Annotated in this window: 32 protein-coding genes; 12 read left to right on the top strand and 20 right to left on the bottom strand. The window is 69.1% G+C overall.

Features of this window, described 5'->3' with window-relative positions; translation table 11 throughout:
• The first annotated feature begins 132 nt into the window (after positions 1–132).
• Complete coding sequence (locus ACWDUM_RS21040) at positions 133–978, top strand: alpha/beta fold hydrolase (protein WP_450113694.1); 846 nt, start codon at positions 133–135, stop codon at positions 976–978.
• 26 nt (positions 979–1,004) lie between these two features.
• Here the strand turns inward: ACWDUM_RS21040 and ACWDUM_RS21035 are convergent, their stop codons facing one another.
• The 13 genes from ACWDUM_RS21035 to ACWDUM_RS20975 form a co-directional block, all read right to left on the bottom strand.
• Positions 1,005–1,316, bottom strand: a complete 312-nt coding sequence (locus tag ACWDUM_RS21035; RefSeq protein WP_450113575.1) for a gas vesicle protein K — start codon at positions 1,314–1,316, stop codon at positions 1,005–1,007.
• Positions 1,309–1,518: a gas vesicle protein gene (locus ACWDUM_RS21030; RefSeq protein WP_450113574.1), complete on the bottom strand. Its 210-nt coding sequence runs from the start codon at positions 1,516–1,518 to the stop codon at positions 1,309–1,311. The genes ACWDUM_RS21035 and ACWDUM_RS21030 overlap by 8 nt, the downstream gene beginning before the upstream one ends.
• Positions 1,515–2,297 carry a GvpL/GvpF family gas vesicle protein gene (locus ACWDUM_RS21025; protein WP_450135441.1) on the bottom strand — a complete coding sequence of 261 codons (783 nt, stop codon included), beginning with the start codon at positions 2,295–2,297 and terminating at the stop codon, positions 1,515–1,517. Before ACWDUM_RS21025 ends, ACWDUM_RS21030 begins: the two co-directional genes overlap by 4 nt.
• A complete protein-coding gene (locus ACWDUM_RS21020) occupies positions 2,290–2,670 on the bottom strand; it encodes a gas vesicle protein (protein ID WP_450135440.1) in 381 nt (126 codons plus the stop codon). The genes ACWDUM_RS21025 and ACWDUM_RS21020 overlap by 8 nt, the downstream gene beginning before the upstream one ends.
• Positions 2,667–2,957, bottom strand: a complete 291-nt coding sequence (locus ACWDUM_RS21015) for a gas vesicle protein GvpO (protein WP_450135439.1) — start codon at positions 2,955–2,957, stop codon at positions 2,667–2,669. The genes ACWDUM_RS21020 and ACWDUM_RS21015 overlap by 4 nt, the downstream gene beginning before the upstream one ends.
• A 6-nt stretch (positions 2,958–2,963) precedes the next feature.
• Complete coding sequence (locus ACWDUM_RS21010) at positions 2,964–3,200, bottom strand: gas vesicle protein GvpG (protein ID WP_450113570.1); 237 nt, start codon at positions 3,198–3,200, stop codon at positions 2,964–2,966.
• Positions 3,201–3,203: 3 nt separating this feature from the next.
• On the bottom strand, positions 3,204–3,986 hold the full coding sequence (locus ACWDUM_RS21005) for a GvpL/GvpF family gas vesicle protein (protein ID WP_450135438.1): 783 nt from the start codon (positions 3,984–3,986) through the stop codon (positions 3,204–3,206).
• Positions 3,986–4,396 (bottom strand): gas vesicle protein GvpJ, encoded by a 411-nt coding sequence (gene gvpJ / locus ACWDUM_RS21000; protein ID WP_450135437.1) that lies wholly within the window; start codon positions 4,394–4,396, stop codon positions 3,986–3,988. The genes ACWDUM_RS21005 and gvpJ overlap by 1 nt, the downstream gene beginning before the upstream one ends.
• Entirely contained in the window at positions 4,393–5,376 is a 984-nt protein-coding gene (locus ACWDUM_RS20995; protein WP_450135436.1) for an SRPBCC family protein, read from the bottom strand. Before ACWDUM_RS20995 ends, gvpJ begins: the two co-directional genes overlap by 4 nt.
• Before the next feature lie 95 nt (positions 5,377–5,471).
• Positions 5,472–6,119: a hypothetical protein gene (locus tag ACWDUM_RS20990; protein ID WP_450135435.1), complete on the bottom strand. Its 648-nt coding sequence runs from the start codon at positions 6,117–6,119 to the stop codon at positions 5,472–5,474.
• 105 nt (positions 6,120–6,224) lie between these two features.
• Entirely contained in the window at positions 6,225–6,608 is a 384-nt protein-coding gene (locus ACWDUM_RS20985; protein ID WP_450135434.1) for an STAS domain-containing protein, read from the bottom strand.
• 204 nt (positions 6,609–6,812) lie between these two features.
• Positions 6,813–7,151 carry a DUF6292 family protein gene (locus ACWDUM_RS20980; protein ID WP_450135684.1) on the bottom strand — a complete coding sequence of 113 codons (339 nt, stop codon included), beginning with the start codon at positions 7,149–7,151 and terminating at the stop codon, positions 6,813–6,815.
• Positions 7,152–7,275: 124 nt separating this feature from the next.
• The gene (locus tag ACWDUM_RS20975) at positions 7,276–7,653 is read right to left on the bottom strand and encodes a hypothetical protein (protein WP_450135433.1); all 378 of its coding nucleotides are present in this window, start codon (positions 7,651–7,653) and stop codon (positions 7,276–7,278) included.
• Positions 7,654–7,794: 141 nt separating this feature from the next.
• On the opposite strand from ACWDUM_RS20975, the gene ACWDUM_RS20970 reads away from it, so the two are divergent.
• Both ACWDUM_RS20970 and ACWDUM_RS20965 read left to right on the top strand, forming a co-directional pair.
• Positions 7,795–8,487 (top strand): methyltransferase, encoded by a 693-nt coding sequence (locus tag ACWDUM_RS20970; RefSeq protein WP_450135432.1) that lies wholly within the window; start codon positions 7,795–7,797, stop codon positions 8,485–8,487.
• Positions 8,471–8,737: a CDGSH iron-sulfur domain-containing protein gene (locus ACWDUM_RS20965; protein ID WP_450135431.1), complete on the top strand. Its 267-nt coding sequence runs from the start codon at positions 8,471–8,473 to the stop codon at positions 8,735–8,737. Before ACWDUM_RS20970 ends, ACWDUM_RS20965 begins: the two co-directional genes overlap by 17 nt.
• Here the strand turns inward: ACWDUM_RS20965 and ACWDUM_RS20960 are convergent.
• From ACWDUM_RS20960 to ACWDUM_RS20950, 3 genes are all read right to left on the bottom strand, one after another.
• Complete coding sequence (locus ACWDUM_RS20960; RefSeq protein ID WP_450135430.1) at positions 8,690–9,703, bottom strand: iron-containing redox enzyme family protein; 1,014 nt, start codon at positions 9,701–9,703, stop codon at positions 8,690–8,692. The genes ACWDUM_RS20965 and ACWDUM_RS20960 overlap by 48 nt on opposite strands.
• Before the next feature lie 94 nt (positions 9,704–9,797).
• Positions 9,798–11,054, bottom strand: coding sequence for a hypothetical protein (locus ACWDUM_RS20955; protein WP_450135429.1), 1,257 nt, complete (start codon positions 11,052–11,054; stop codon positions 9,798–9,800).
• A 40-nt stretch (positions 11,055–11,094) separates the two neighbouring features.
• A complete protein-coding gene (locus ACWDUM_RS20950; protein ID WP_450135428.1) occupies positions 11,095–13,125 on the bottom strand; it encodes a phage holin family protein in 2,031 nt (676 codons plus the stop codon).
• Between the two features lie 88 nt (positions 13,126–13,213).
• On the opposite strand from ACWDUM_RS20950, the gene ACWDUM_RS20945 reads away from it, so the two are divergent.
• The 7 genes from ACWDUM_RS20945 (at position 13,214) to ACWDUM_RS20915 (ending at position 20,701) form a co-directional block, all read left to right on the top strand.
• Positions 13,214–14,668: a flavin-containing monooxygenase gene (locus ACWDUM_RS20945; protein ID WP_450135427.1), complete on the top strand. Its 1,455-nt coding sequence runs from the start codon at positions 13,214–13,216 to the stop codon at positions 14,666–14,668.
• Positions 14,655–15,431 carry an MBL fold metallo-hydrolase gene (locus tag ACWDUM_RS20940; RefSeq protein ID WP_450135426.1) on the top strand — a complete coding sequence of 259 codons (777 nt, stop codon included), beginning with the start codon at positions 14,655–14,657 and terminating at the stop codon, positions 15,429–15,431. The genes ACWDUM_RS20945 and ACWDUM_RS20940 overlap by 14 nt, the downstream gene beginning before the upstream one ends.
• 101 nt (positions 15,432–15,532) lie before the next feature.
• Positions 15,533–15,910 carry a chorismate mutase family protein gene (locus ACWDUM_RS20935; protein ID WP_450113556.1) on the top strand — a complete coding sequence of 126 codons (378 nt, stop codon included), beginning with the start codon at positions 15,533–15,535 and terminating at the stop codon, positions 15,908–15,910.
• Positions 15,911–15,919: 9 nt separating this feature from the next.
• Positions 15,920–17,995, top strand: coding sequence for an aminodeoxychorismate synthase component I (pabB, locus tag ACWDUM_RS20930; protein WP_450135425.1), 2,076 nt, complete (start codon positions 15,920–15,922; stop codon positions 17,993–17,995).
• Positions 17,996–18,012: 17 nt separating this feature from the next.
• Entirely contained in the window at positions 18,013–18,858 is an 846-nt protein-coding gene (locus ACWDUM_RS20925; protein ID WP_450135683.1) for a prephenate dehydrogenase/arogenate dehydrogenase family protein, read from the top strand.
• Entirely contained in the window at positions 18,855–19,802 is a 948-nt protein-coding gene (locus ACWDUM_RS20920) for a diiron oxygenase (protein ID WP_450135424.1), read from the top strand. Before ACWDUM_RS20925 ends, ACWDUM_RS20920 begins: the two co-directional genes overlap by 4 nt.
• A gap of 68 nt (positions 19,803–19,870) precedes the next feature.
• On the top strand, positions 19,871–20,701 hold the full coding sequence (locus ACWDUM_RS20915; RefSeq protein ID WP_450135423.1) for an oxidoreductase: 831 nt from the start codon (positions 19,871–19,873) through the stop codon (positions 20,699–20,701).
• Between the two features lie 140 nt (positions 20,702–20,841).
• Here ACWDUM_RS20915 and ACWDUM_RS20910 read toward each other — a convergent pair whose 3' ends face one another.
• The 4 genes from ACWDUM_RS20910 to ACWDUM_RS20895 form a co-directional block, all read right to left on the bottom strand.
• A complete protein-coding gene (locus tag ACWDUM_RS20910) occupies positions 20,842–21,372 on the bottom strand; it encodes a hypothetical protein (RefSeq protein WP_450135422.1) in 531 nt (176 codons plus the stop codon).
• Between the two features lie 122 nt (positions 21,373–21,494).
• Positions 21,495–22,130: an RES family NAD+ phosphorylase gene (locus ACWDUM_RS20905; RefSeq protein ID WP_450135421.1), complete on the bottom strand. Its 636-nt coding sequence runs from the start codon at positions 22,128–22,130 to the stop codon at positions 21,495–21,497.
• A gap of 9 nt (positions 22,131–22,139) precedes the next feature.
• On the bottom strand, positions 22,140–22,760 hold the full coding sequence (locus tag ACWDUM_RS20900; RefSeq protein ID WP_450135420.1) for a hypothetical protein: 621 nt from the start codon (positions 22,758–22,760) through the stop codon (positions 22,140–22,142).
• A gap of 133 nt (positions 22,761–22,893) precedes the next feature.
• Positions 22,894–23,280 (bottom strand): winged helix-turn-helix transcriptional regulator, encoded by a 387-nt coding sequence (locus ACWDUM_RS20895; protein ID WP_450135419.1) that lies wholly within the window; start codon positions 23,278–23,280, stop codon positions 22,894–22,896.
• A 144-nt stretch (positions 23,281–23,424) separates the two neighbouring features.
• On the opposite strand from ACWDUM_RS20895, the gene ACWDUM_RS20890 reads away from it, so the two are divergent.
• Both ACWDUM_RS20890 and ACWDUM_RS20885 read left to right on the top strand, forming a co-directional pair.
• A complete protein-coding gene (locus ACWDUM_RS20890; RefSeq protein ID WP_450135418.1) occupies positions 23,425–24,093 on the top strand; it encodes an SDR family NAD(P)-dependent oxidoreductase in 669 nt (222 codons plus the stop codon).
• Positions 24,094–24,575: 482 nt separating this feature from the next.
• Positions 24,576–25,022: a hypothetical protein gene (locus ACWDUM_RS20885; RefSeq protein WP_450135417.1), complete on the top strand. Its 447-nt coding sequence runs from the start codon at positions 24,576–24,578 to the stop codon at positions 25,020–25,022.
• Positions 25,023–25,314: the final 292 nt, after the last annotated feature.

Below are 25,314 nucleotides of genomic sequence, written 5' to 3'. Positions count from 1 at the left end.
CCTCTTCGGTCAGGCCCGACCGATAGTTTTGGGCTTCGCCATGGGTCTATCTGTGCACGAGCGGCTTACGGGCCAGTTCACTGGCCGGACCGTGCAGACAATGACCGGGAGGAGACCCTAATGGCAGACGTGATGAGAACGATCGACGCTGGCGGCATCACATTCGGGGTGGAGCACTTCGGGGACGCGACGGCGCCGCTGGTTCTCCTAGTGGGCGGAACCACCATGCTCTCGTGGCCGAGCGCCCTGTGCGCTGCTCTCGCCCACGGCGGGCGCCACGTCGTGCGGTATGACCTGCGCGATTCGGGGGCATCGACCACCGTCGATCCCGAGTCGCCGGCCTACACGCTGCGCGATCTGGCATCGGACGCCGCATCGCTCGCCCACGAGCTTGACTCCAGGCCGGCGCACCTGGCGGGCATTGGTGTCGGCGGGATGGTCGCCCAGGTCGCCGCGCTTGACCATGCGGAGGCGTTCAGCGCGCTCACGCTCGTCGGAACAAGGCCCGTCGCTCCAGGTCCGGTCGACGACGACCTGCCTGACCATGACGGGCCGACCATGGCCAGGGCGTTCGCGCGTCCAAAGCCGGACTGGTCCGACCGCGCCAGCGTGGCGGAGTTCGCCGCCGCCGGCGCCGAGATCCTTGGCAATGACCCCGCAGCCGCGCGCGTGACCGCCGAACGAATCTGGGACCGCACGCCGGGCACCGACCCCGCGATCCAGATGGCCAATCAGCTGGGAATGGTGTTCTCCAAGCTCGACTGCGAGCCGCGCTGGCGAGAACGTCTGCCCGAACTCGCGATGCCGGCACTCGTGGTGCACGGCAGGCGCAACCCGTTCTTTCCTGTCGGTAATGGCGAGGCGTGCGCGCGGGAGATCCCCGAGGCCCGGCTACTCGTGATAGAGAATGCAGCGACCGCGATCCCCGATGCGGCCACCGGCGAGGTGGCGGCGGCGATGCTTTCGCTGAGACGGTAACCACGGGGCGGGGTGTCCCGCTGCCATCACTCGTCGGCCAGGAGCGGTCCCAGTGGCCCGAGGTCGATGTTCAGGTCGTCGGCGGTCAACCCGAAATGATCCCGTAGTTCCGCCATTCTCTCCTCGAGCAGCATGAGGGTGGTGCCGATCCGTTCGATCTGCGCCTCGCTGAGATCACCGACCTCTACCCGGCGGATGGCCTGGCGTTCCATCAGTTGCCGCAGGAGTTCGACGATCGTGAGCACCAGGCTGACCAGACCCTTCTCCACCGACTCGGGATCGGCGTCGATGCGACGTGGAAGTCCCCGGCGGTCGCGATCCGGTCGCTGCTCAGTCATCGTCGGGGGCCGGCAGGAGTGCACTCACCGAGGAAACGAGCGTGCGGAGGGAGATCTGCACCATGTCGATGTCGGCGAGCGACAGGGTGATCTCCCCGGAGATCACGACACCGCCCGCGAGCACGCGGTCGAGGAGATCGACGAGGGCGATGCGGCGGTACTCGTCCGTCGGCAGCGGCTCGTTCGGCAACGGTTCGTTCATGGGGCCGCCCGGTCGTTGCCGGTGAACGAGTACGGGGGCCACGGCCCCGTGAGTTCGACTGTGACGCCGGGGTGTTCGGCGTCGAGTTCCGCGACCAGTGCGGCGAACTCGTCGGTGCGGGCGGTGTCCACCAGATAGGTGCCGTTGTGGATCATCCACGCGTGTCGGCCGGTGAGGACCGGGTCGGTGATCCGCTGTCTGCGCCCGTGGACCGCGACGCGGCAGAGCCGATCGTGGATGTCGCTCGCGTGAGCGGCGGCACGCTTCTCGACGTCGGCCTGTGCGGCGAGTTCGGCTCGTCGCCGCAGCAGGTAGGCGGTTCCGGTTCCGGCCGCTCGTTGTTCGCGTTCCTCGTCTGTTGCCGATGCCGCCATCGCCTTGCGGTCACCGTAGGCCTTGACTCCCCATTCGCTGCGATCCGTCACCATGCGCAGCACGGCGGCGAATTCGTCGCTCCGCTCCGCGAGCAGATCGGTGATCGGCTCGTCGCCGTGGTAGAGCGTCGCCAGCCGCAGCGGCACCGTCGGACCGCAGTGCAGGAGCGCCGCCACCACCGCATCGTGTGCCCTTGCCGTGCGCGCCAGCCAGTCCAGATCGTCGAGGTTGCGTTGCAACGCGGCTTCCCCGAACTCGTCGAGATCGACCGAACCGACCACGGCGACCAGACCGCCGGCCCGCACGGTCCGGACCTGTTCGCCGCCGACTCCTTTCACGCCGGCGAGGCCCGACGTGTCGACACCGTCCAGGGTGATGCCGTACAGCCACACTCCGTCAGTCATCGGGTGTCGACCGCGATTCGACTTCCGGCTGCCTGCCGTCCCCGCTCGCCGAGCGCACCGAGTGGTCCGACTCGAGTTCGGCAACCCGCTCCTTCAACTTCCGATTCTCGAGTTCGAGGTCGCTGCTTCGGCCGGTGAGCCACGGGTCGTGCTCCCACCAGTCGATGCCAACCTCCTTCGCGGTTTCGAGCGAGGCGATGACCAACCGCAGTTTGATGGTGAGCAGTTCGATGTCGAGCAGGTTGACCTGGATGTCTCCGGCGATCACCAGCCCCTTGTCGAGTACCCGTTCGAGGATGTCGCCGAGATTGGTGGAGTGAGGTCCCCCGGCGGACTGAGGCAGATTCGCGTTTCCGGGCCCGACAACGGTCATGGGAGTCCACTCCGATCGTCGCTCACCCCGCGGGTGTACCGGCGGGTCCGCTTGTACGACAGCAGTTCGCCATCCAGGTCGAGCACCACTTCGTAGGTCGCGAGCAGGTCCGTGGACGAGGGCACGCGCCGGTCCTCGACCACCTCCACCTCGACCGTCCAGCCGTCGTCCGACGGAAGCACCGCCGTCGCGCCGAGGGGTTCTCGGCCCGTCAGCTCCGTGATGTCCCGCAGCGCCAGCTGCGCGATCTCGGGGGCCGGCAGCGGGGGCCGCTCCTCCTCTGCCATGACCTCTCACTCCTTCCGCGGACGTCTCGTCAGCTGGTCGAGGATCGCCTGCTCGGCCTGCTCCTCTTCCTCCGGCGTGATCTCGCCCCTCTCGCGTGCCTCGTCCAGCTCCTCGAGCGCGCGGCGCGCTCGGGCGGGATCATGCAGCTCCTGCTCGACCTGCCGCTGAATGAGTTCGGCGAGCGAGATCACCCCGGTCACCGGTCGCAGCGGCAGAGTCGCGATGAACGACAGAATCCCCACGGCTCAGCCCTGGTCGGCCGGTTCCGCGGTGACGACGAAGTCGTACGGCGCCAGCGGTCCGAGTAGGCGCATCTCGACGCGGTTCTCCCATTCGTCCGCGAGCTTCCCCACAGCTTCTTCGAGTTCCTCCTGCCGGCCGACGTCGACGAGGAGTGCAACGTGAACGGCCTCCCTTTCGTGCGTGGGTTCGCGGATGTTGACGGCGGCGGACAGCTCGTCGAGCGCTTCGACCGCCCTGCGGGTGTCTTCATCGCGTTTGGCGGAGATCGCGTTGGTGACGAGCTCGCCGAGCGCCATGCGCGCGTCCCGGGTGGCATCCTCGGACGTGCCGCTGATCGCGTCCCGCAGCCGGGCGGCCTCGTCGTTCTCGGCGATCACCTCCCGCAGGACGGCGTGCTCGACGTAGCGGCCCTTCACCACGTACTGGGCCTTGCCCTCGAGTTCCGCGAGGGCCGCCGCGAACTCGTCCGCGTGGGCCGACAACAACTCCTGTTTCACCGCATCGGTGTCGGTGAGAACCGCGCCGAACCGCAGCGGCAGGATCGGCGCGACGCGCGAGGTTCCGTCCAGCACGCGGGCGTGTGCCCGCAGGTCCTCCGGTTCCCCGAGTGGGCGGTCGACCGACAGTTCACTCACGAGCGCAGCGATGTCGCCCTCCTTGACGACGCTGATGTCGGAATCCACCACTCCGACGGCGTCGTTCTCGGCTTCCACGTCGGCAGGAACTATCCCGTAGACGTAGATGCCGCTGGTTTCGGTCTTGTCCGTGGTCTGCTCGGCAGACATCACCGATCACCTCGGCTGGACTTCCGCGACGCGCCTTCGCGCTCGGGAGCCTCGTCGCCGGCGAGGAACTGGCCGAGCTTCTCGCCTGCGGCCTCGATGGCGCCCTTCGTCTTCCCCTTCGCGCCGGATTCGGTCACGCTGCCGACGATGTCGGTCAGGCCCTTCGGCTGGCTTCCGGAGATCTCGAGCCGGTTCACGGCCTCGGCGAACCGGAGATAGGTGTCGACGCTCGCGACGACGATGCGTGCGTCGATGGTCACCAGCTCGATGCCGACCAGCGAAAGCCGCACGTACGCGTCGATGACGAGTCCCTTGTCGAGGATCGTGTCGATGACGTCGGCGAGGCCGCTCGAATTGGGACGCCCCGCGACCCCTCCGGAGCTACCTGCGGGTTGTATGGCGGTGGTCATGTACGTGCTCCTTGCTTTCGGCGCGGCCCGCTCGCTGCCGCTTCCTTACGGGTACGGCCGGCCTGGCGGCGTCGCGGTGTCTTCTGCGGAGGTTCGGACTCCTCGTCCTCCTCCTCGTATTCGTCCTCTTCGCCTTCGCCCTCTTCGCGCTCACCGGAACCTCGCTCCCCCGTCTCCTCGCCCTCCTCGGCTTCGGGTTCGCCGGGTTCCTCGCCTTCCTCGGGTTCCTCCTCGGGTTCGACGACCTTGCCGTCGCGAATTTCGCCCGGCCATCCCTCCACTTCTTCTTGGTGAAGGATGGTCTGGGTCATGACGTGACGCTGGAAGTGCTTGAGTTCGAGGCGCATTCGCCTTCCCTGCGCCCGCCAGATGTTGCCCGTCTTCTCGAAGAACCCCTGCGGGTGATACTCGAGGACGACGAGGATGCGGGTGAGGTCGGGCGTGAGCTCGTGGAAGGTCACCGCACCGTCGACGAAACCCTTGGCGCCCTTGGACCGCCACACGATACGTTCGCCGGGAACTTGCTCGACGATCGTCGACTCCCAGGTTCGATGAGACCAGAAGACCTGCGCCTTCCAGCTCAGCTTCTCGTCCGACACCTGCTCGACCTTCTCGAGCTTCTTCATGAACTGGGGAAATTCTCCGAACAGCGTCCACTGGTCGTACGCGACCTGCACCGGAACGCCGACATCGATGGACTCCACGATGTTGATGATCTTCTTGCCTTTGCCCTTACCCTTGCCCTTGCCGCCGGTGAACGCATCCTTGATTGCGGACAGCTTGTCCTTCACTCCCTGTTTCACCGCGGCCATCCCCGCGCCCATCGCGGCCTTGACCGGCGACTTGCCTTCGCCGAGCTTCTCGGCGCCGGTGACGGCCGCGAGCAGGCCGGGACCGCCTTCCTGAGCGGCGTAGTCGTTGAGCCGCCCGGTCGCGTCGAGCACCTTGTTCGACAGCGTCGACACCGCCTTGTCGGTCACGGTGGAAACCAGTCGCTGCACCGACTCCTGCAGTGGCGACAACTCCTCCGAGGTGCCACGGCTCGTCTCGCCGTTGGATTTGTCAGTCATCGTGATCACTTCCGGGTCCGGCGTACCGGCGCGGTGTCACTCGATGCCGGCGCACGTGTCTTCCTGGGCCGTGCCGGAGCCTCGTCCTCGTCGTCGTCTGCCTTGGCGGACGACCGGGACCGGGTGGACCGAGACGAACCCTCCTCGCTCCGGCGCCTCGCGGCGGGACGCTTCCGTGCTCGGGGCGCCTCTTCCTCCTCCGGCTCCTCCTCGTCCTCGTCGTACTCCTCGTCCTCCTCGTCGTATTCGTTCTCCGGCTCGGGTTCCGGCTCCGCGCGCCTGCGCTTCTTTCCCGTCACGACCTCGCCGACGCCCTCGCCGACGCCCTCGAGCAGATCTTCTCCACCCTCGACGACTCCCTTACCGCCGGACTGGAGCCGGTTGCTGAGTGCATCGATCCGGCCGCTGGCCGCCGTCGTCGCCGCCGTCTTCGCGGCGGTCAGCAGCTCACCTCGGATCGACTTCCCCAGTTTCGCGACCTCCGGTGAGGCGGCGAGGGCCTTGCCACCCCGTTCCAGAAGATCTCTCGGCGCGGCCGGGAACCGACCGGTCAGACCCGCGCCGGCGAGCATGAGCGCGGTCTTCATCCGGCGCGTCCGGCCCAACAGATATCCGGCCCCTACCGCGAGGCCCACCTGCATTTTGGTATTCATCGCCAATTCCTCATCAGAAGATCTGACGCACGTGCCGACTCGGAAAGTGCGTTTTGTCTCGACTACCCCCGAGCCCGCCTGCTCAATCAGTCCGGGCGAACAAATTCACCGTCGGCGCTTTGGGTCGCAGCGCACAAGGTTGCGCATTCCGGTCACCTCGAGTGCGCGTTCGACTCCGCGCGACTCCACGAGGACGCTCAGGTCGAGGTGATCAAGCCAGGCCCTCTCCCGCGCCGGACCCAGTGCCAGTGCCGCCGCCGCGCTGAGAAACTGCACGGCAGACAGATCGATCACCACCGAGTGGCGACTGATGGTGAGGGCGCGGTCGAGTACGTCGAGGAATGTGGGGAGCAGTGCGGCGTCCAGATCGCCCACGACGATAACCACGGCGGTGTGACAACCCGCCGACATCCTGGTGTCTTCGGCCAGCGGATCGCGTCCGAGCCGTGATCCCACGAACCGGCGCTCCAGTGTGGCGGTTGCAAGCATGACGAACCTCCCAGAAACAATCGGGATGGTTCGCACGCCGACAACCTGACCTCGCCACCAAAACGGGAGAGGTGGGACTGGCAATTCGATGAGCCCGAATCGGACACGAACCGCGTCGGCTGTCATCTCAACCGCATCTCTTGCTACCACACTGCGGCAGTCCTGTACACCCTGCCGGGAGCGGCGGGCCCGGGACCTGCGCGTTCAGGGCGGGCTTCTGTGCGCCTGAAGGCACGAATTGCATAGCGCGACAACTGATTCGGGATGCGGAACGGGTGCGCCCGTGGTGCTGCCGAGCGTGATCATGTCCTCGCCCGAACGGGTCTCGACCGCGAGTCTCCAGCCACCCGAGTCCAGCCAGATCAGCGCCAGTTCCCGGCCCGGGAACAACGCGTCGTCACGGGGCAACGGGATGTATGCCTCCGATGCGGGTCCCGACGCACAGAACTGCCAGCGCACATCGCCGTGCGCGGCGCCCACCGCCGCACTCACCGACTCGACGTACCGCCGGAAACCGGACTCCGTCGAGATTTCGTAGTCCATCACCACTGTCGCCGGACCTTTTCGACCGTCCATGGCCACGGTATGCCCAGACCGGACCAGAGCAAACCCCGGCCGGTCCCCGGGCGTACCCGAGGCGAGACCGCGACGGCAGCACCGATCGGGACTACGGGCAGGCCGGGGACACGAGGTTGTAGATGTTCTCCGCCTGTTCCGGGGTCGGCTTGGTGTCGCCGTTGGCGGCCAGCGTCTCGATCTGGACGGTGACCGCCTCCTTGGACGCCCCGGTCGCGAGTTGGTCGCAGGATTTGGTGACGATCTTCTCGATGTCCTCGTCGCTGCGGCCTTCCGCCAGTTCCGAATAGCCGGTGCGGAAGGAGGCGACGAAGGCAGTCAGCTTGGCCTGGTCGACCCCGGATTCCACACTCGTGACCATGCCGCCCGTGTGCTCGCTCGGCATGTTGTCGTCGTTGCCGTCGTCGCCGCAGCCGGCGAACGCCAGCACCCCGGCCGCGGCGATGGTCAGTGCAATCGAATTCCTCATGACCACGGCTGTGCCCGCCCGCCGCGTGGCTCAAACACGTGTATCGCGTTTCGGTTCGCCCCCACCCGGGTATGTGAAGACACCATGCATCCCTTCACGAGGACGACGGACCCGGTCGGGCCGGTCGACTGTGGACCGTCGTTGCTCGCAGCCGGTCGCCGTGCTGCGCCGCGGGTCCTCCGGTTGCCGGGTGTCTACCGGCCCCAGGACGACACCTGGCTGCTGGCGGCGGTGCTCGGTCGGCGTCCGCTGCCGCGGACGACACGGGTGCTCGACTTCTGCACCGGCAGCGGAACTCTGGCACTCACCGCGGCAACGCTGGGCGCCGCCGAGGTGACAGCGGTGGACGTCTCGGCGCGGGCGGTGCTGTCCGCGCGTGCGAACGGGATGCTGCGGGGCCTGCACATCCGGGTTCGTCGCGGCGGCATGGGCGTCGCTCTCGCCGAAGGCCCCTACGACCTGGTGCTCGCGAACCCGCCGTACGTGCCGGCCCCGGGCGCCCGGGAACCCGGGCCCACGCTGCCGTGCCGCTCGATCTCGTGGGATGCCGGCGCGGACGGCCGCGCGGTCCTCGGGCCGCTGTGCGCCCACGCCCGGCAGCTGCTGCGACCGGAAGGCCGCCTCCTGCTCGTGCAGTCGGAACTCGCGGATCCCGGAGGCACGCTGGCGGCCCTGCGGGAGTCCGGGCTGCGCGCGGAGGTCGCGGCCCGGGTCGACATCCCGTACGGACCGGTGCTGCGCAGCAGGGCCGGGTATCTGGCGGCCCGCGGTCTGACGGCACCGGGGCAGGTCACCGAGCGACTGGTGGTGATTCGTGGTGATCGACCGGCCTGATCCCCCGGCATGGGACTCGCCTGCCGCGCAGCTCGTGCGGCGGGTGCCCGGCGGTCCCGCGCTGGTGCGCGGCCCGGTGCGCCTGACGCGGCCCGACGGTCAGGTGATCGTGTGCGAGCGGTTCGTCGTCGCGGTGTGCCGATGCCGCCGCAGCACGATCTTCCCGCTGTGCGACACCAGTCATCGGTCCCTGCGTCGCCGCTCAGTGGGAGACGGCGGGTTCGGGCCGGCGGCCGACGGCGAGCAGTGAGCTCACGCCGTGGCGCCAGCTGGACAGCAGTAGGTCGGTGAGGCGACTGTCGAGAAGTGCGGCGGCCTGAATCCCGAACACGACGTCCGCCGCCAGTTCGGGCTCCTGTTCGAGCATTCCCCCGACCACATCGGTCCGGAGAACCTGTTCGTGTACGGCGTCCGCCTCGACGTGTTCCGCGTAGAAATGGATACACGGCGCAGGCGCGTGCATCCGCTCGAGGGCGGCGACGAGGCGGCGCGCGCTGGGAGGGGTCGAGATCTCGGCGGCCGCGAACTGCCCGACGAGGGCGCCCCGCAATCCGCGACGGAGCCCGCACAGTGACGTCAGGTTCACCGTCGCAAGCGTCTCGGGTGGCACGCAGTCCAGGTAGCCGAGGTACCCGGTGTGCAGGTCCGCGGCGCGTAGCAGGTTCTCGAACAGGGTGGAGTGCACGCGCTCCGGGTGGCCGGCGCCGAACTCGTCGAACTCCACCGCCACCAGCGCGCACTTTGCGCCCTCTCGCAGTCGCGGAATCACCCAGGCCTGTGGGTCTGCCTCCTTGAGTTGGTAGATCGACCGGTGCACGAAATACTCGCGCATTTCATCCCAGGTGCCCGCTCGTTCCAGGTGGGCGCTGACGCCTCCCGATTCGGGTGTGTCCGCCGCGACCTCGTCGAGCGCACCCTCGACGTCCGCGCCGCCGGGGATCTCGGCGCGCACGCGCGCCAGGAACGCACGTTCCATGGCGCTGCGCGCCCGGATCAGCTCGGGATCCCATTCCCAGTCGGGGTCGACTCCGCGAAACCCTCGATAGTGCAGTTCGTAACAGACGTGTAGCGCGAGCTGTACGTCTCCGCCGAGCGGGTCCGCGTGCCCGAGTGGGGGCGGTCGCCGCATCGACTGCGGCGAATCGGACAAGGCGCTGATGATCTCGCACGAGATGGGTCCGCGCGGGACGGGAAGAGCGGGCGTCGGCACCGGCACGTGACAAGTATGCCTCCGACGGACTCCGCGCAAACACCCTCGGCCCCTCCCGGCATGCCCGGTTCGGACAACCGGGCATGCCGGCGTTCCCTGGTCACGTCGCGTCGAAGCAGGACCGCCATCCGCCGGATCGGTACGTCTGCGCGGCGCAGTACGTGGCCCGCGGATAGTAGTCGTCCATCGTGGTCGCCGGGGCGGTGTGCCGGTCCTGTGACGCCTGCACCGAATGCGGATAGAACCGGCTGCTCGGCAGCATGTGTCGCAGGAACAGCACCTTCTTCGCGACGTCCGTCGAACCCCATGGCAGCACGGTCACCCCCGGATCGGAGGCGGCTTCGCTCGGTAGGTCGCCCGGCGCGGCGAGGACGTAGGTGTAGAACCCCGAATCATCCACGCGGGTCTGGAAATCCGCGGCACACGCGACCACCGGGTACGGCGAGACCAGGTCGTTCTGGCACATCGACCAGTACCGGACATCGGTGCCGGGTTCGGCCGCGGGCACCCCGGCGCGGGTGTCGGGGAAGGTGGGGGCGCGGCCGCGGACCACCACGATCCGGCCCGGCTGATACGTCAGTCCCGCGCCGACATACTTGTTGTCGCCGTTGGGAAACAACCCGGACGTACTGGCCGGGTTGACGAACGTCGCCTCGGGGACGTCACCGGGAAACGCGCCGGCCGCGGCGGAGGCGATCACGCTGTCGAAGGCGGTCGTCGCGGCGCCACCGAGCGGTCCGGCGGTCACGGTCGCGGGGTCGAACGGGGCTGCGCACGTGTTGATGTCGACGGTGCGGCCGGCGCGAGTCAGGCTCACCTCGGGCAGCGGGACTCCCCCGGTGGGTGACGATGCGTCGTCCGGTACGTACACCCGGATGATCAGGAACCCGACCGGTGCGCGCTGGGCGCCGGAACCGGTGGGCAGCGCGGAGATCTCGTTGCTGCCGTGATCGGCGGCGCCGGTGACCACACTCGCGTGCCAACGACGTTGCGGCGCCGGCAGATCGGCGTCCGCGGTGTCGGCGAACGGGTTGCCGCTGCCGGGATCCGGCGCGATCTGGTTGTCGCGCAGGGTGTCCACGGTGTCGAAGTTCGTGCCGTACGTGTTCAGCGACATGTACCGGGCGTAGGGGTACCAGCCGCTCAGGTTGATCCGGTCACCGTCGACGAGCGCGTACGGCAGCACCCAATAGGTGGCGTTGGCGTCGGGGAACGCGATGTTCAGCGCCGTGGAGTTCGACATGAACTGCCAGGCACACCCGATCTCCGGGACCGCCGCGGCGGGGACGGCGGTCAACACCCCGCCGGCCACGGCGAGGGCCCCGAGTGCCGCGCACGTCCTGGCCCGCAGGCGCATGGTTACACCGTAAGACCCGTCGTCCTCACGCACAAACCTCTCAGCCCTGGTCACGCCACCCGACGAGGACCCGGTGCACCGCCTCGGCGCCGTGCAGCGGCTGCGGCGGCGCGGGCAGGTCGGACGGGTAGAGCAGGAACGGGGTGGTCTGCGGGCCGCCGAGACCGCCGTGCGAGCCGACCTGTTCCTCGAAGGCGGCGACCTCGTCGGTGTCGGGCCAGTACCGTCCGTTGATCATCAGGTCGGCGACATTGTCGAAACTGTCGGTGCGGCGGATCCGGGAGAGGGTGCAGGGACCGAAGTCGGCCAGCGGATCCCGGCCCGTCACCTCGCCGGACTCGACGTCGACGCTGCCGTCGCGGCCGAGGACGACGGAGCCGCCGCCCTCGCGGGCCACGAGCACGAACCCGATGCCGGGATGCCCGGTCAGCGCGGGCAGGAGTCCCGGATGGTGCTCGTCGATCCACGTCAGGGTCGCGCGGCCGGGAACCCGGGGGAAGCTGACCAGTCCGAGATTCCCGGAGGCCAGGACCACCGGTTTGCCGGGCTCCCCCGGTGCGGTCGTGTCGACCGCGGTCGTGCGCAGGCTCGCTTCGGCGTACCCGAGTCCCTCCGCACCGCGCCCGCGGGTGCCCGTCGTCGCCGCGTGCACGTGGTGGCCCGGTCGTGGCTGCGAGGGCGGTGGTGTCCCGGGTTGCTCGCCGCAGGCCCGCAGCACGAGATCCTCGAGGGCCTCGCCGTACCGCTGGCTGAAGGTGGCGCCCTGGCTCTGCCCGTGATCGGAGAGCACGACGATCCGGTACGGCCGCCGGGCCTGGGCGGCGACGGCGACGATCATGCCGATCTCGGCGTCGAGTTTGCGCAGAACGTCGCGGGTTTCGGGTCGTTCGACGCCGGAGTGGTGGGAGACCTCGTCGTATCCGACCAGGTCGACGTACACCGCCCCACGCCCGGCGATCAGGTCGCCGATGACGGCGGAGACCACGACGTCGGTCTCGACGACGGTGGTGAACGCGCGGACCAGCGGGTACAGGCCGCCGCGGCGGATCCGGGGCGTGACGTCGGCGCGGCGTTGCCCGTAGGCCTGGCGGATCTCCCGGAGCACCTCGGCGACGAGCCGGATACTGGTGCGCAGGGCGCTGGCCGGATCGGCGAAGTAGTGGGCGTAACCGGCCGCGCCGCCACCCATCCGGGCGCCGCGCATCCGGCTGACGACGAGCACGTTGTCCTCGGCGCCGCCGGTGAACAGGTTGCCGCGGCTGGCGCCGCGACCGCCGCTGAGCAGCCCGTCGCGGTGCGCGCGTTCGGTTTCGCGGGCGGCATTGTCGGCGGGGTTGCTGAACACGGCGACGGCGTCGCGGGTCTTGTCGTACCAGCGGAACGCGGGGACGTTGTGGTTGTCGCCGTGCAGGATTCCGAGTTGGCTGGCGCCGGTCTGGCTGCTCCAGTCGGTGTGCCACGGCACCAGAAGGTGCGAGCGGTCCCGCACGAGATCGGCGAGCACGGGGACGATGCCGTCCCGGATCGCGCGTTGCAGTACGCCGTGGCCGAGCCCGTCGATCTGAATGCAGAGCAGCCCCGGGCCTTCCGTGTCGACGGGGGCGGACTGTCCGGTGCGACGCAGCCGGGACCGGTTGCGCCGCACCAGCATCATCCGGTAGGTGTCGTCGCGGCGGGCCGCCATCGCGCCCGCGACGGCGGAGCCGACGAGCGACAGCACCACCGACAGCGCGAGCAGGTCGCGGGCCCGGTCGACGGTTGCGAGCGGAACCAGCCTCACCGCGAGCATCATGATCAGCCAGTTCCCGGCGAAGGCTCCGATGAACAGCAGTGCCGGGCCCGCCCACAGCATGGCCCGCACCAGCAGCGGCCACAGGATCACCGACAGGATGCCGAACACCAACGCCAGCGCCAGGGCCGCGGGTACCGTCGCGAACCATCCGCCGCCCGGCACGGCGTCGAGGCGGACGCCCGGGAGCACGAGGTCGGTGAGCACGAGTGCCAGGGCCGAGATCAGCCACAGGACCAGGAATTCGGTGGCGGACCGGGCGACGGATCCCACAACGCGCATCGACGTACCTCCCTTTGCTACGGATCGTAGGGGTGAAGTGCGGTGATACTGTCGAGGCACGACGAACCCCCCACCGGTGGTGACTGACATGTCAACCGAACACGTCGATGTGCTGATCGTGGGAGCAGGGCTGTCCGGTATCGGGGCGGCGTGTCACCTGCGGCGGAGCCGCCCGGCCGCGACGGTGGCGATTCTCGAGGCGCGGGACCGCATGGGCGGCACGTGGGACCAGTTCCGGTATCCGGGGGTGCGATCGGACTCCGACATGTACACCCTCGGCTACGCGTTCCGGCCGTGGCGAGGCGCGAAGGCGATCGCGGACGGGCCGTCGATCCTGGACTACGTGCGGGAGACGGCGGCCGAGTACGACGTGGCGCGCTGGATCCGGTTCGGGCACCGGGTGGTCGAGGCCCGGTGGAGTTCGGACGAGGCCCGGTGGACGGTGACCGCGGACCGGGGCGGCGATCGCGTGCAGATCACCTGCGGTTTCCTGTTCGTCTGCAGCGGCTACTACGACTACGGGCACGGCTATCGTCCCGAGTTCGCCGGTGTCGACACGTTCGGCGGGCAGATCCTGGACCCGCAGCACTGGGACACCGAGTTCGATTACTCGGGCAAACGGGTCGTGGTCATCGGAAGCGGCGCCACCGCCGTGACGCTGGTGCCTGCGATGGCCGCAACCGCGGCCCATGTGACGATGCTGCAGCGCTCGCCCAGCTACGTGCTGTCGCTGCCGTCGCGTGATGCGCTGGCGCGGACGCTGGGCAGGGCCCTGCCCGCGCGGTGGGTGTACCAGCTCATTCGGTGGAAGAACGTGCTGCGTTTCATGGTGTTCTTCGAGCTGAGCCGGCGGCGGCCGGAACTGGTGAAGCGCCTGCTGCACAAGGGCGTCCGCACACAGCTGGGGGCGACGTACGACCTACGGCACTTCACCCCGCGGTACGACCCGTGGGATCAGCGGATGTGCTTCGTGCCCGACGGTGACCTGTTCTCGGCGATTCGCTCGGGGGCGGCCACGGTGGTCACCGACGCAGTGGAGTCGTTCACTCCCACCGGGATCCAGCTGACGTCGGGTGCGGAGCTGCCCGCCGATGTGGTGGTGACGGCGACGGGGCTCGAACTGCTGCCACTCGGCGGGATGGCGCTGTCGGTGGACGGGGCCGCGGTGGATCTGTCGAAGATGTTGGCCTACAAGGGCATGATGATCGAGGGGGTGCCGAATCTGGCCTTCTGCATCGGCTACACGAACGCGTCGTGGACGCTCAAGTGCGATCTGACGTGCGACTACGTGTGTCGGCTGCTGGAGTACATGGACGAGAGGGGCTACCGGCAGTGCACGCCACGCAACTCCGACCCGGCGATGCCGCGGCTGCCCGCGATCGACTTCAGTTCCGGCTATGTCCGGCGGGGCATCCACCGGTTCCCTCGACAGGGTGGGCGGACGCCGTGGCGGCTGCATCAGAACTATCCGCTCGACATCGTGGCGCTGCGTTTCGGGTCGCTGGCGGACGAGTCGATGGTGTTCTCCCGTGACGGGCGCTGACCGGGACCCGGTGCGTGTCGAATGGCTGGGTCACGCGACGGTGTCGATCACCGACGGCGCGACGACGGTCCTGACCGATCCGGTCCTCACCGCTCGGGTGGGCCACCTGCGTCGGCGCCGGGGCCCGGACCCCCTCGTGGAGCTTCCCCGGCCGGACGCGGTGCTGCTCTCGCACCTGCATGCCGACCACACCCACATTCCGTCGTTGCTGCTGCTCGACGGTGAGACACCCATCGTGGTGCCGCGCGGTGCGGTCGACGCGTTCGCCGGCCTGCGCCGGTTCGGCGACCGGCTGATCGAGCTGGGCGCCGGGGACGAGACGGTCATCGGCGACGTGACGGTGCGGGCGGTGCCCGCCGATCACGACGGCAGGCGGTGGCCGCGCGGGGCGCGGGCTCAGGCGGTGGGATACGTGGTGACGGGCTCGGCGACCACCTACTTCGCCGGGGACACCGCGCTGGACCCGGCGATGGCGGACTGGGTGCCGCGTTGTGACGTGGCCCTGCTGCCGGTCGGCGGGTGGGGGCCGAATCTGGGTCCCGGGCACATGGATCCGGAGGCGGCGGCACGGGCGGCGGAACTGGTGTCGGCGGGCACCTCGGTGCCGGTGCACTTCGGGACGTTGTGGCCGATCGGTTTCGACGCGGTGCGGCCGCGCCGGTTCCACGGTCCGGGCGGCGAGTTCGTGCGGCGGGCCGAGGCGGCGGGGCTGCGCGCGGTGGAACTGGCCCCGGGCAGCGCGGCCGCCGTTGATCAATCGTGACCTGCGAACATCGGCGAACCGTATTGCCGGACCCCGCGACGGTGGGACCATGAAGGGCAAGTCGGGGACACAGTTTCGGACAGTTCAAGGTGGTACCGAGCATGGACGATTCGACCGGCAGCACCCGGATCGGCAGCATCAGCACCGAGGTACCCGAGCCTGAGCGCCGGGATCCGAGAGGGCACGAGCTCGAGGGCCTCCGCGCGGAGTTGGACGGCATCGACGACCGGCTCCTCGACGACATCCGTGCCCGGATCGAGATCTGCAGCCGAATCGCCCTGGTCAAACGCCGGCACGCGATCCCGATGATGCAGCCGCGTCGGGTCGGGGCGGTGCACGAGCACGCGCACTCGTACGCGCTCGACCACGACCTGTCCCCGCAGTTCCTGCACGACGTGTACGACCTGCTGATCGCCGAGACCTGTCGGGTCGAGGACCAGATCATCGCGGTGCCGACGGCGGAGGACGAGGCGAACTGAGGGGGCACCGTGCGGACGCTGCTGATCGACAACTACGACTCGTTCACCTACAACCTGTACGCCTTGTTGACGGAGGTCAACGGGTGCACCCCGACGGTGGTCACGAACGACACGCCCTGGGCGTCGGTGCGGCTGGCCGACTACGACAACATCGTGATCTCGCCCGGTCCGGGACGACCCGACCGTGTTCGGGACTTCGGGATCAGCAAACAGGCGCTGACGGAGAGCGGGCTGCCGGTGCTCGGGGTGTGCCTGGGACATCAGGGACTCTGTCACCTGTTCGGGGGCGGCGTGGTCCCGGCACCGGAGCCGCGACACGGTCGGCTCAGCGCGGTGCGGCACGACGGCCGGGGCCTGTTCGCCGGCATCCCCTCCCCGTTCCGGGCGGTGCGGTACCACTCGCTGGCCGTGGAGGACCTGCCCGCCGATCTGGAGGCGCAGGCGTGGGCCGATGACGGGGTGCTGATGGCGGTGCGGCACCGCGAGCGCCCGTTGTGGGGGGTGCAGTTCCACCCGGAGTCGATCTGCACCGAGTACGGCCGCGAACTGGTGGAGAACTTCGTGTCGTCGACGCCGGTGCGGTCCCGTCGTCCCGCTCCACCCGCGGCACCGGTGGCCGCCGAGGAGCCGGCGCACCGGTACCGGGTGCGGACCGCGCGGGTCGATCGCGCGGTCGACCCGCAGGCGGTGTACGAGCGGCTGTTCGCGGGCGGACCGAACGGGTACTGGCTGGACGGGTCCGCGGCGACCGCGGCGGACGGCCGGTTCTCGGTGATGGGCAACTGTGCGGGCCCGCGGGCGGAGTACGTCACGTACCGGGTGCCGGAGACGACGGTACGGGTGTCCCGGTCCGACGGGTCCTCGCACGAGATTCGCAGCCCCCTGTTCGACTACCTCGACGAGCAGTTGCGTGCACGCGCGGTCGCGCCGCGGTCGGACCTGCCGTTCGGCTTCTGCCTCGGCTATGTGGGGTACCTGGGTTACGAGTTGAAGGCGGACACGGGCGGACAGCTGGCTCACGCGTCCGAGCAGCCGGACGCGGCGTTGGTGTTCGCGGATCGGGCCCTCGTGATCGACCACACGGCCGGCTGCTGTCACCTGCTCGCGCTCGAGCTCGCCGACGGGCCCGACGATCCGGCCACCACGCGCTGGATGCAGGAGACGGCGGCCGCGCTCCGGGAGCTCGAGGACGGCGCCGGGTCGGCGGCGGCGACCGCTCCCCCGCTGGTGCCCCACCACGCGGACGTGCCGATGACGTTTCGGCACGACCAGCAGACGTACCTGCGGCTGATCGAGCACTGTCTCGCGGAGATTCGCTCCGGCGAGTCCTACGAGGTGTGCCTGACGAACGCCGCGACGGTGCACCAACGGCTCGACCCGCTGGCCGGGTACGCCTGCCTGCGGGAGATCAGCCCGGTGCCCTACAGCGCGCTGCTGCAGTTCACCGGACTGTCGGTGCTCAGCGCGTCCCCGGAGCGGTTCCTGCGCGTACACGCGGACCGGACCGTCGAGTCGAAGCCGATCAAGGGCACCCGGCCGCGGTCCGACGACCCGGACCGGGACCTGGCGTTGCGGCGTGATCTGCTGCTGAGCGAGAAGGACCGCGCGGAGAACCTGATGATCGTCGACCTGGTGCGCAACGACCTGTCCCGGGTGTGCGTGCCGGGATCGGTGCACGTGCCCTTGCTGTTCGACGTCGAGACGTACGCGCCGGTGCACCAGCTGGTGTCGACGGTGCGCGGACGGTTACGGGAGGACCAGTCGGCGGTGGACTGCGTGCGGGCGGCGTTCCCCGGCGGTTCGATGACGGGGGCGCCGAAGGTGCGGACGATGGAGATCATCGACAAGCTCGAGGCCGGCCCGCGTGGCGTGTACTCCGGCGCGATCGGCTACTTCTCGCTGACCGGCACCGCCGACCTGTCGATCGTGATCCGCACGATGGTCGCGGCCGGTGACTCGGTGACCTTCGGTGTCGGCGGGGCGATCGTCGCGTTGTCCGACCCGGACGAGGAGTTCGAGGAAACGATGGTCAAGGCACTGTCTATGCGGCGCTGCCTGTCCATGGCCGGTGAGAGCGAGCCGTGACCACACCGGCCACCGGGATGCCGCGATCGGTCGTCGTGGCCGGTGGTGCGGGCGCGGTCGGCGCGATGCTCGTCGACAGGTGGCGTGGATCCGGTGCCGCGGTGACCGTCGCGGACGTCGCGTCCGGCATCGACATACGCTGTCCCGAGGGCGAATTGACGGAACTGATCGATAGCGCCGATGTGGTGGTGCTGGCGGTGCCGGAAGGCGTGGCGCTGACCGCGGTCGCGACGGTGGGACCGATGCTGCGGCCGGATGCCGTGCTGGTCGAGACCCTGTCGGTGAAATCGAGGTTCGCGGAGGCGGTTGCCGGGGCGCAGGTCGCGGCCGCGGTGGTCGGGGTGAACCCGATGTTCGCGCCGGCACTGGGGTTGCCCGGCCGCGCGGTGGCGGCGGTGATCCACCGCGACGGGGCCGCCGCGGACGCGGTGGTCGCCGAGATCCGCGGTTGGGGTGCACGGGTGCGGGTGACGACCGCGGACCGGCACGACCGGATGTGCGCGGCGATGCAGGCGCTCACCCACGCGGCGGTGCTGGCGTTCGGGCTGGCCCTGGCGGATCTCGATGTCGACGCGGACGAGACCGCGGCCCTCGCCCCGCCCCCGTTCACCGCCCTGTCCGCGCTGCTCGCCAGGATCGCCCGCGGCACACCCGAGGTGTACCGGGACGTCCAGACCGCGAACCCGTACGCGCCGGCGGCGCGGGAGGCGTTGGCGCTGGCGGTGTCCCGGATGTCGGACGCCTGCGCCGCCGATGCAAGCGCGTTCGCGGAGATGCTCGCCGACGCCGCCACGCCCCTCGGCGATCGGGCCCGGGGCTACGCCGACCTGTGCGCGGGCCTGTTCGAAGGACTGCCCCGGTGACCGGCCGCCTACCCGAGCACGATCCCACCGACCCGGTGGAGACGGCGGTGATCCGCGGTCTGGTGCGCAGCTGGCCGCGCCGGGCGACGGTGCGGCGCACCGAACCCGAGCTCGAGGGACCGACGATGGACGAGCTGTTCGACGCCGATCGCATCGACTACCCGGAGGCCCTGCTGCCGTTCGCCGGCCACCCGGCGTACGAGAAGCAGGGCGAGGACGTCCGAGACCGGATTCGGGCGTGGGCGTGGATCTCCTACAACCGGAGCGTGATCGACGTCGAACAGGACGTGGTGACTCCGGGCTTCGGCCTGCTGTTCCGGGATGCGTTCGACACCGGCTTCTCCGACACCGCGCGGGCGGCGGTGGTCCAGGCGATGGTCGACGAGGAGTACCACACGCTGATGCACCTCAACGCGTCCGCACTGACCCGGCGCCGGCGCGGCTGGGCACTGGGTGAGGGCACACTGCCCCCGACTGCGATGGTGCGCGGGCACCGCGATGCGGTGGCGCGGGCGGAGACTCCACGCGACGCCGCGTTGACGACGCTGGCGTACGAAACGGTCGCGGAGACCTCGATCGGCGACTATCTGGCCCTGATCGCGAACGACCACAGCATTCAGCCGGTGCACCAGGCGACGGTCGCGCTGCACCGCCGCGACGAGTGCGCGCACGCCTCGGTGGCCACGGAGATGATCGCGTTGGTCCACGACAAACTCGATGAACGCGACCGGAACACCCTCGCGGCGGCGCTGCGCGAGGGGGTCGAGGCATTCACATCGACGGATCTGATGGTGTGGTCGGCGATCCTGTCCGCCGAGCACGTCGACGGCGGCGACGCGATGCTGCGTGACGTCGCCGCCGACCCCGAGCGCCGCCGGTTCCTGCAGGACTGCAGCGCGATCGACCGCCTGCTGGCGCGCTTCGGTCAGTCCGATTCGCAGTGAGGTCGGGTTCCGGTGGCGACGGCTCAGAAGAGGACACGAACGTCGGTTCGGTGTCGTAGTGGGGCGATATGACAACCAAGACAGCGCTCGTCACCGGCGCCTCCTCCGGTATCGGCGAAGCCACCGCACGCACACTGGCCGACCTCGGCTACACCGTCTACGGCGCGGCGCGGCGCACCGACCGCTTGCAGAAACTCACGGACCACGGCATCCGACCGCTGGCGATGGACGTCACCGACGACCCGTCGGCGACCGCAGGAATCGACCGGATCATCGCCGAGACCGGCCGCATCGACGTGCTGGTCAACAACGCCGGATATGGCTCCTACGGCGCGATCGAGGACGTGCCCTTGGGTGAGGCCCGCCACCAGTTCGAGGTCAATGTGTTCGGCGCCGCGCGCCTGACCCAGTTGGTCCTGCCGCACATGCGTGCCCAGGGAAGCGGCACCATCGTCAACATCACCTCCATGGGCGGCAAGATCTACACACCCCTCGGGGGCTGGTACCACGGCACCAAATTCGCCCTGGAAGGACTCAGCGACTGCCTGCGCCTCGAGGTGCGGCCTTTCGGGGTCGACGTCGTGGTGATCGAGCCGGGCGGTATCGCTACCGAATGGGGCGGCATCGCCGCCGAGCACCTGCGCAAAGTCTCCGGCGACACCGCCTACTCCGTCCAGGCCCGAGCCGTGGCCACCTTGCTCGGCTCCGACGCCAACGCCAAACGTAACTCGCCACCGCAGGTGATCGCCGACACGATCGGCAAGGCCGTCACTGCGCGCCGCCCCAAGACCCGTTACACCGTCGGATTCGGAGCCAAGCCGTTGATCTTCGCGAAATGGTTACTGCCCGACCGCGCCTTCGACGCGATCATCAAACGCGCCACCGGCGTTCGCGATTGAGAGACATGCACAAGAGGTGGGCCATCGCCAAAGGTCATGCGCGACCGCAGCGGCCTCCTCGGCTCCGGAGCCGAGGAGGCCGCTGACCGGCAGCTACAGGTAATTGATTGTTGCTGCCCGGTTCCCACCTGGACCCAGGATCAGTCCATGGGCACGACCGAGATGGTCCCCCGGCAGACGGCGTTCTGCGGGTTGACGAACCACCATCCCGCGCCGGTCTGCACGGTGACGGTGAAGTCCACCGTCCCGGTCCCGGTCCAGGTGCGGTTGATGGGGATGCCCGGATACTGCTGCAGGGCCGGTTCGTCGCTGACGCTGCGGCCGGACGCGCCGGTCGTCTGGTTGTGCCAGTCGACGAGCACCCGTGTGCCGTACCAGTTCACCCCGAACTCGAACGAGGTGGGTATGGGCAGTTCGTTACCGCCGCTGAGCAGGATCGCCGGCTCGAGTGGCCCGTCGTTTGGCGCCGCCGCCCCCGACGCGGCGCGTACGTTCCACGTGAACGCCGGCGCCCAGAAGAGCGGATTCGCACTCGAACACGTCATCGTCGTAGACGTCGGCGGCGCGGGCTCCGCATTCGCGACAGCGCCTCCACCCACCGCGACGCCGGTGGTCAGACCGACAGTCGCGAGCACCGCAGTGAACATTCGACGCACATTCTCGTTCTTCATGACTTCCTCCCCGTGGACATGAAACCCCTTGGACATCAAACGTGAGAAATGGGACGTACAACGCCCATCAGGTTATTCGGTGGCGCAACGGAATTCATTACAGATCGTGCCACAGGCAGCGCTCAGGCGATGGTGTAGCCGAGTTCGTGGGCGGAGGTGTCGACGGCGCCGGCCAGGGCCGGATGCGCCAGGGGCAGCGACAGTTCCGGCCGCGGGGGGAACGCGTCGGCGGCGCGTTCGACGACGGCGACAGACGTGCTGCCCGCGAACCGGCCCCGGTAGATGATCCCGTCGAGGGCGGCGTGGGCGCAGTGGATGGTGCGCGCCCAGTGCTGTGAGAGACCGTGGGGTGCCGAGTCGAGGGCGTGGTTGCCGCCGACGCGGGTAGCCCAGGCGCCGCCGCCGATTCCGGCCACGTCGAGCAGCCGCAGGGGACGGGTGAACCGCAGTCCCGTCAGATACGGGTCACCCCGGTGTCGGTCGATGACCCGCGCCGACTGGAACGCTTCGGCCAGCGCACCACGGGGACTGGATGCGCCGTACCAGACGCCGTGGTCGGGATGCGCGCCGCGCGGGACCGGGTGGTGGTCGAACCGCAGGATCGGCCCGAACGTGCGCAGCTCGTTCCACGGCAGGACGTGCAGCCCGGCGGTGCGGTGCACCCGCCACGTCAGCTCGGTCGGTTGCCACTCGACGACCTCCCTGGGGAGCAGTCCCGCCGCGCGGAGTTCGGGGACCGGCGGGGGTGGCGGGAGCATCGCCCCCATCTACGCCGATTCCCACTCGGCCGCGGTGAGCACGTCGGTGACCGGTGCGAGGTCGGCGGCGGAGCCGGCACTGCCGTTCAGCCACGTCACGATCGACACCGGGCGACCGTCGACGATCAGCGACGGCTGCGGGCGGGTCAGCAGCGCCTGCACCGTCAGCGGGTGCAGGTCCTTCGCGAGCAGCGGGAGCACCTTCTCGAGGTGCGGCACCGCTCCGGTGTCGGTGAACTGGGCCGGGGGCAGCAGGCGGTTGCGGCCCGAGTCGAACGCCCACAGGGTGCCGGTCGCGATGCGTTGCCGGACCCGGGCGGGGGTGACACCCAGGCGCGCCGCGGCGTCGGTGATCGACAGGGAGGTCCCGACCAGCTTCAGCATGCGGATGTCGCGGTCCACCCGGGCCGCCGTGGCGGTGGCGGGATCGGCGGTGAACCCGGCGTCGGCGAGCACCTGAGCGTCGTGCTCGGACAGTGCGGGGGTGCCCGGGTTGCGGGAGTCGAGGCTGTGCAGGATCTGGACGAGGTCGTCGCGGCCGATGTCGGCGCCGGTCACTTCGCGCAGGGCGTCCTCGAAGTCGAGGTCTCCTCGCAGGTAGCGGGCCTCCACGCTTGCTGCGTCCTTCACCACAACCACCCAGCCTTTCGTCGATTTCCGGGTGCAAATCGATGATAGCGCGGAGCGGGTGGGGCGGCCACCGGGTCGCGGACCGACCGTGCGGCGCGTGGCGTCGATTTGTGGCAATCCACGACAGCTGGGGTCATGCCTGCTCTGCGGTCCGGGCGTCGTAGGCCGCCCGGGCGGCGTCGATGTCGTCGACGGTGGCCGAAGCCCAGTCGATCAACGGCTGGACGGCCAGGCGAAGACCGTGTCCGGTCTCGGTCAGCGAGTAGGTGACCTGCGGCGGCACCGTGGGGTTCACGGTGCGTGAGACCAGCCCGTCACGCTCGAGGCGGCGCAGGGTCACCGTGAGCATGCGCTGGCTGATCCCGGCCACGACCCGGCGGGCCTGACTGAACCGCAGCGGGCCCTGACCCAGGGCGGCCACGACGTAGAGCGACCACTTGTCCGAGACCAGGTCGAGGACCTCGCGAGCCCGGGCTCCGCCCTGTCCGCAGATCGGGTCGATGTCGTCGTTGGCCTGCATGGTTACCTCCGGAGAACCACGGCACTCGAAAGTGCCTTCTTGACCACTCAGAGGTGGTTACTCAAAGTTACCAAGGAACCATTGGTAACCGCTGGCTTCTTGTCCCATCCAGGGCAGAGGCCGTCTTCTGAAGGAGTTCTCTTCGTGCCCACCATCACTGTTGTCGGCGCCGGCCCCGGCATGGGTCTCGCCATCGCCCGCACCTTCGGCTCTCATGGATTCGACGTGGCGCTGCTGTCCCGCAGCCAGGCGAACCTCGATACCCACGCCGCGACCCTTTCCTCGGAAGGCATCACCGCCAGAGGATTCGCGGCCGACGTTCTGGACACAGATTCCCTCGCCGGTGCCCTCGAGGATGCTGCGGAGCATTTCGGTGGGATCGATGTGCTCGAGTACTCCCCGGGCGGGCCCGAGCCGAAGTTCCTCACGCCCACCCGGGTCACCGCTGCGGACGTGGATCTGCAGATGCGGTACCTGGTCTACGGTGCGATCGCCGCCACCAACGCGGTGCTGCCCGCGATGCGGCGGGCCGGCACGGGCACGTTGCTGTTCACCACCGGGGCCGGGTCGGTCGATCCCACCCCGATGCTCGGTGACATCAACACCGCCGGCGCCGCCCTGCGCTCGTGGGTGCTGAACCTGCACAAGGAGCTCGAACCCGAGGGCATCCAAGCCGCGCACGTCGCCATCGGGGCGTGGATCGGCGACCGCGCACCGGAAGGCACGCCCAGCGCCTCCGCAGACCAGATCTCCCCGGTGTACTGGGACCTGCACGTCCAGCGTGACCAGGCCGAGAAGATCTTCACTCCCTGACCCGACCCGCCCCAACGGCCATCACGTCCGGCGATCGGGATGACCCGGCCGCGGTGGCTGGCGACGGGGCCGGTGGAGGCCGAGGGCGCGAAGCTGGAGTTCCTGCGCGATCACGGGCACCTGGCCGCACACTCGACAGCTCGTACGGGTATCTGCGTCAGTTCACCCCACCGGTCCTCTCGGCGGTGCGGTTCGCCAGCGACACCGTAGAATTCGAAGGCACTGGATACCACGGCAATTTCGATCACCAGACGGTCAACAGCCTCGCGCGGTGGTACTGCTGATCCACCCAAAGTGGTTCCAGTGCCCGGCTTGGAGGGATCGTGAATATCCGAATATCGAGTACGCCGGACGAGCCGAGAGACGCATTATCGCCGGTTCGCGACAGAATCGACGACGATCTACGATCCCACCCAGCGGTGAGGCTTGCGCGAGAAGCAGTCCCATCCGCAGTCCGCGATACCGAGGAGCGATTCGGTCCAGTGCGGCTCGTCGAGCGCGATTCTGGTACCGCGGTCGTATTTGCGGGCGACACAAGCCGCTGGGTGGTTCTTGTTCAGCCAGGCGACGATTCGGAGAAGGCAACCGTCCTGGTCGGGGTACCGAACCCCCGAATCGGATTCGATCGCTCGTTTCGCGCTTCGTACTTGGAGCGGTTGAGCGTCCATCAATCCGGCGATCCGTCCAGTGCCAGGGAACAACCAGAGTTCGGATGGTTGTCGCTGGCTGGAATCGCCGCCGAAGGCGTATCTAGGTTCGAAGTACGGACGTCGGTCGACACTGATACCGGAGACGTCGGGGCCGATGGAGTCGTACTGGCGGTGCTCCGCGGGCGATGGAAGGAAAGCCCCAATGTCGTCGTAACACTCGCCAGCGGCGAGACCGTCTCGATACACCATCCGAGCCTGCGGCGTGAGCACCCGAGTTGACGAAACATGCCAGGAGGTTGGCCTCAACTGGGTAGTCGCCTCACTACCGACACGGTGCGCCCCCATCCAGAGTCCTTGGGTTCCACGGAACGTCGCAACACCTGACCCGATCAGGACGCCACCACGCTTCGCTTCCGGTCCCCCGGCGACTGGAACATGTCCCGAACCCGCGACAGTTGAATGCGAGCTCGCCAGTCCGGCACCCCGACGACGCGCGATCGCGTCCGTTCGTCAGCGTTGCCCATCGGCCCGGTGTCACCGTCGAGGACGACCCGGAGGTGAGGCTCGGGGT

This window comes from Rhodococcus sp. NPDC003322 (assembly GCF_053589555.1).
The sequence above is the reverse complement of the archived record's forward strand: the minus strand, read 5'-3'. Positions and strand labels throughout refer to the sequence as shown.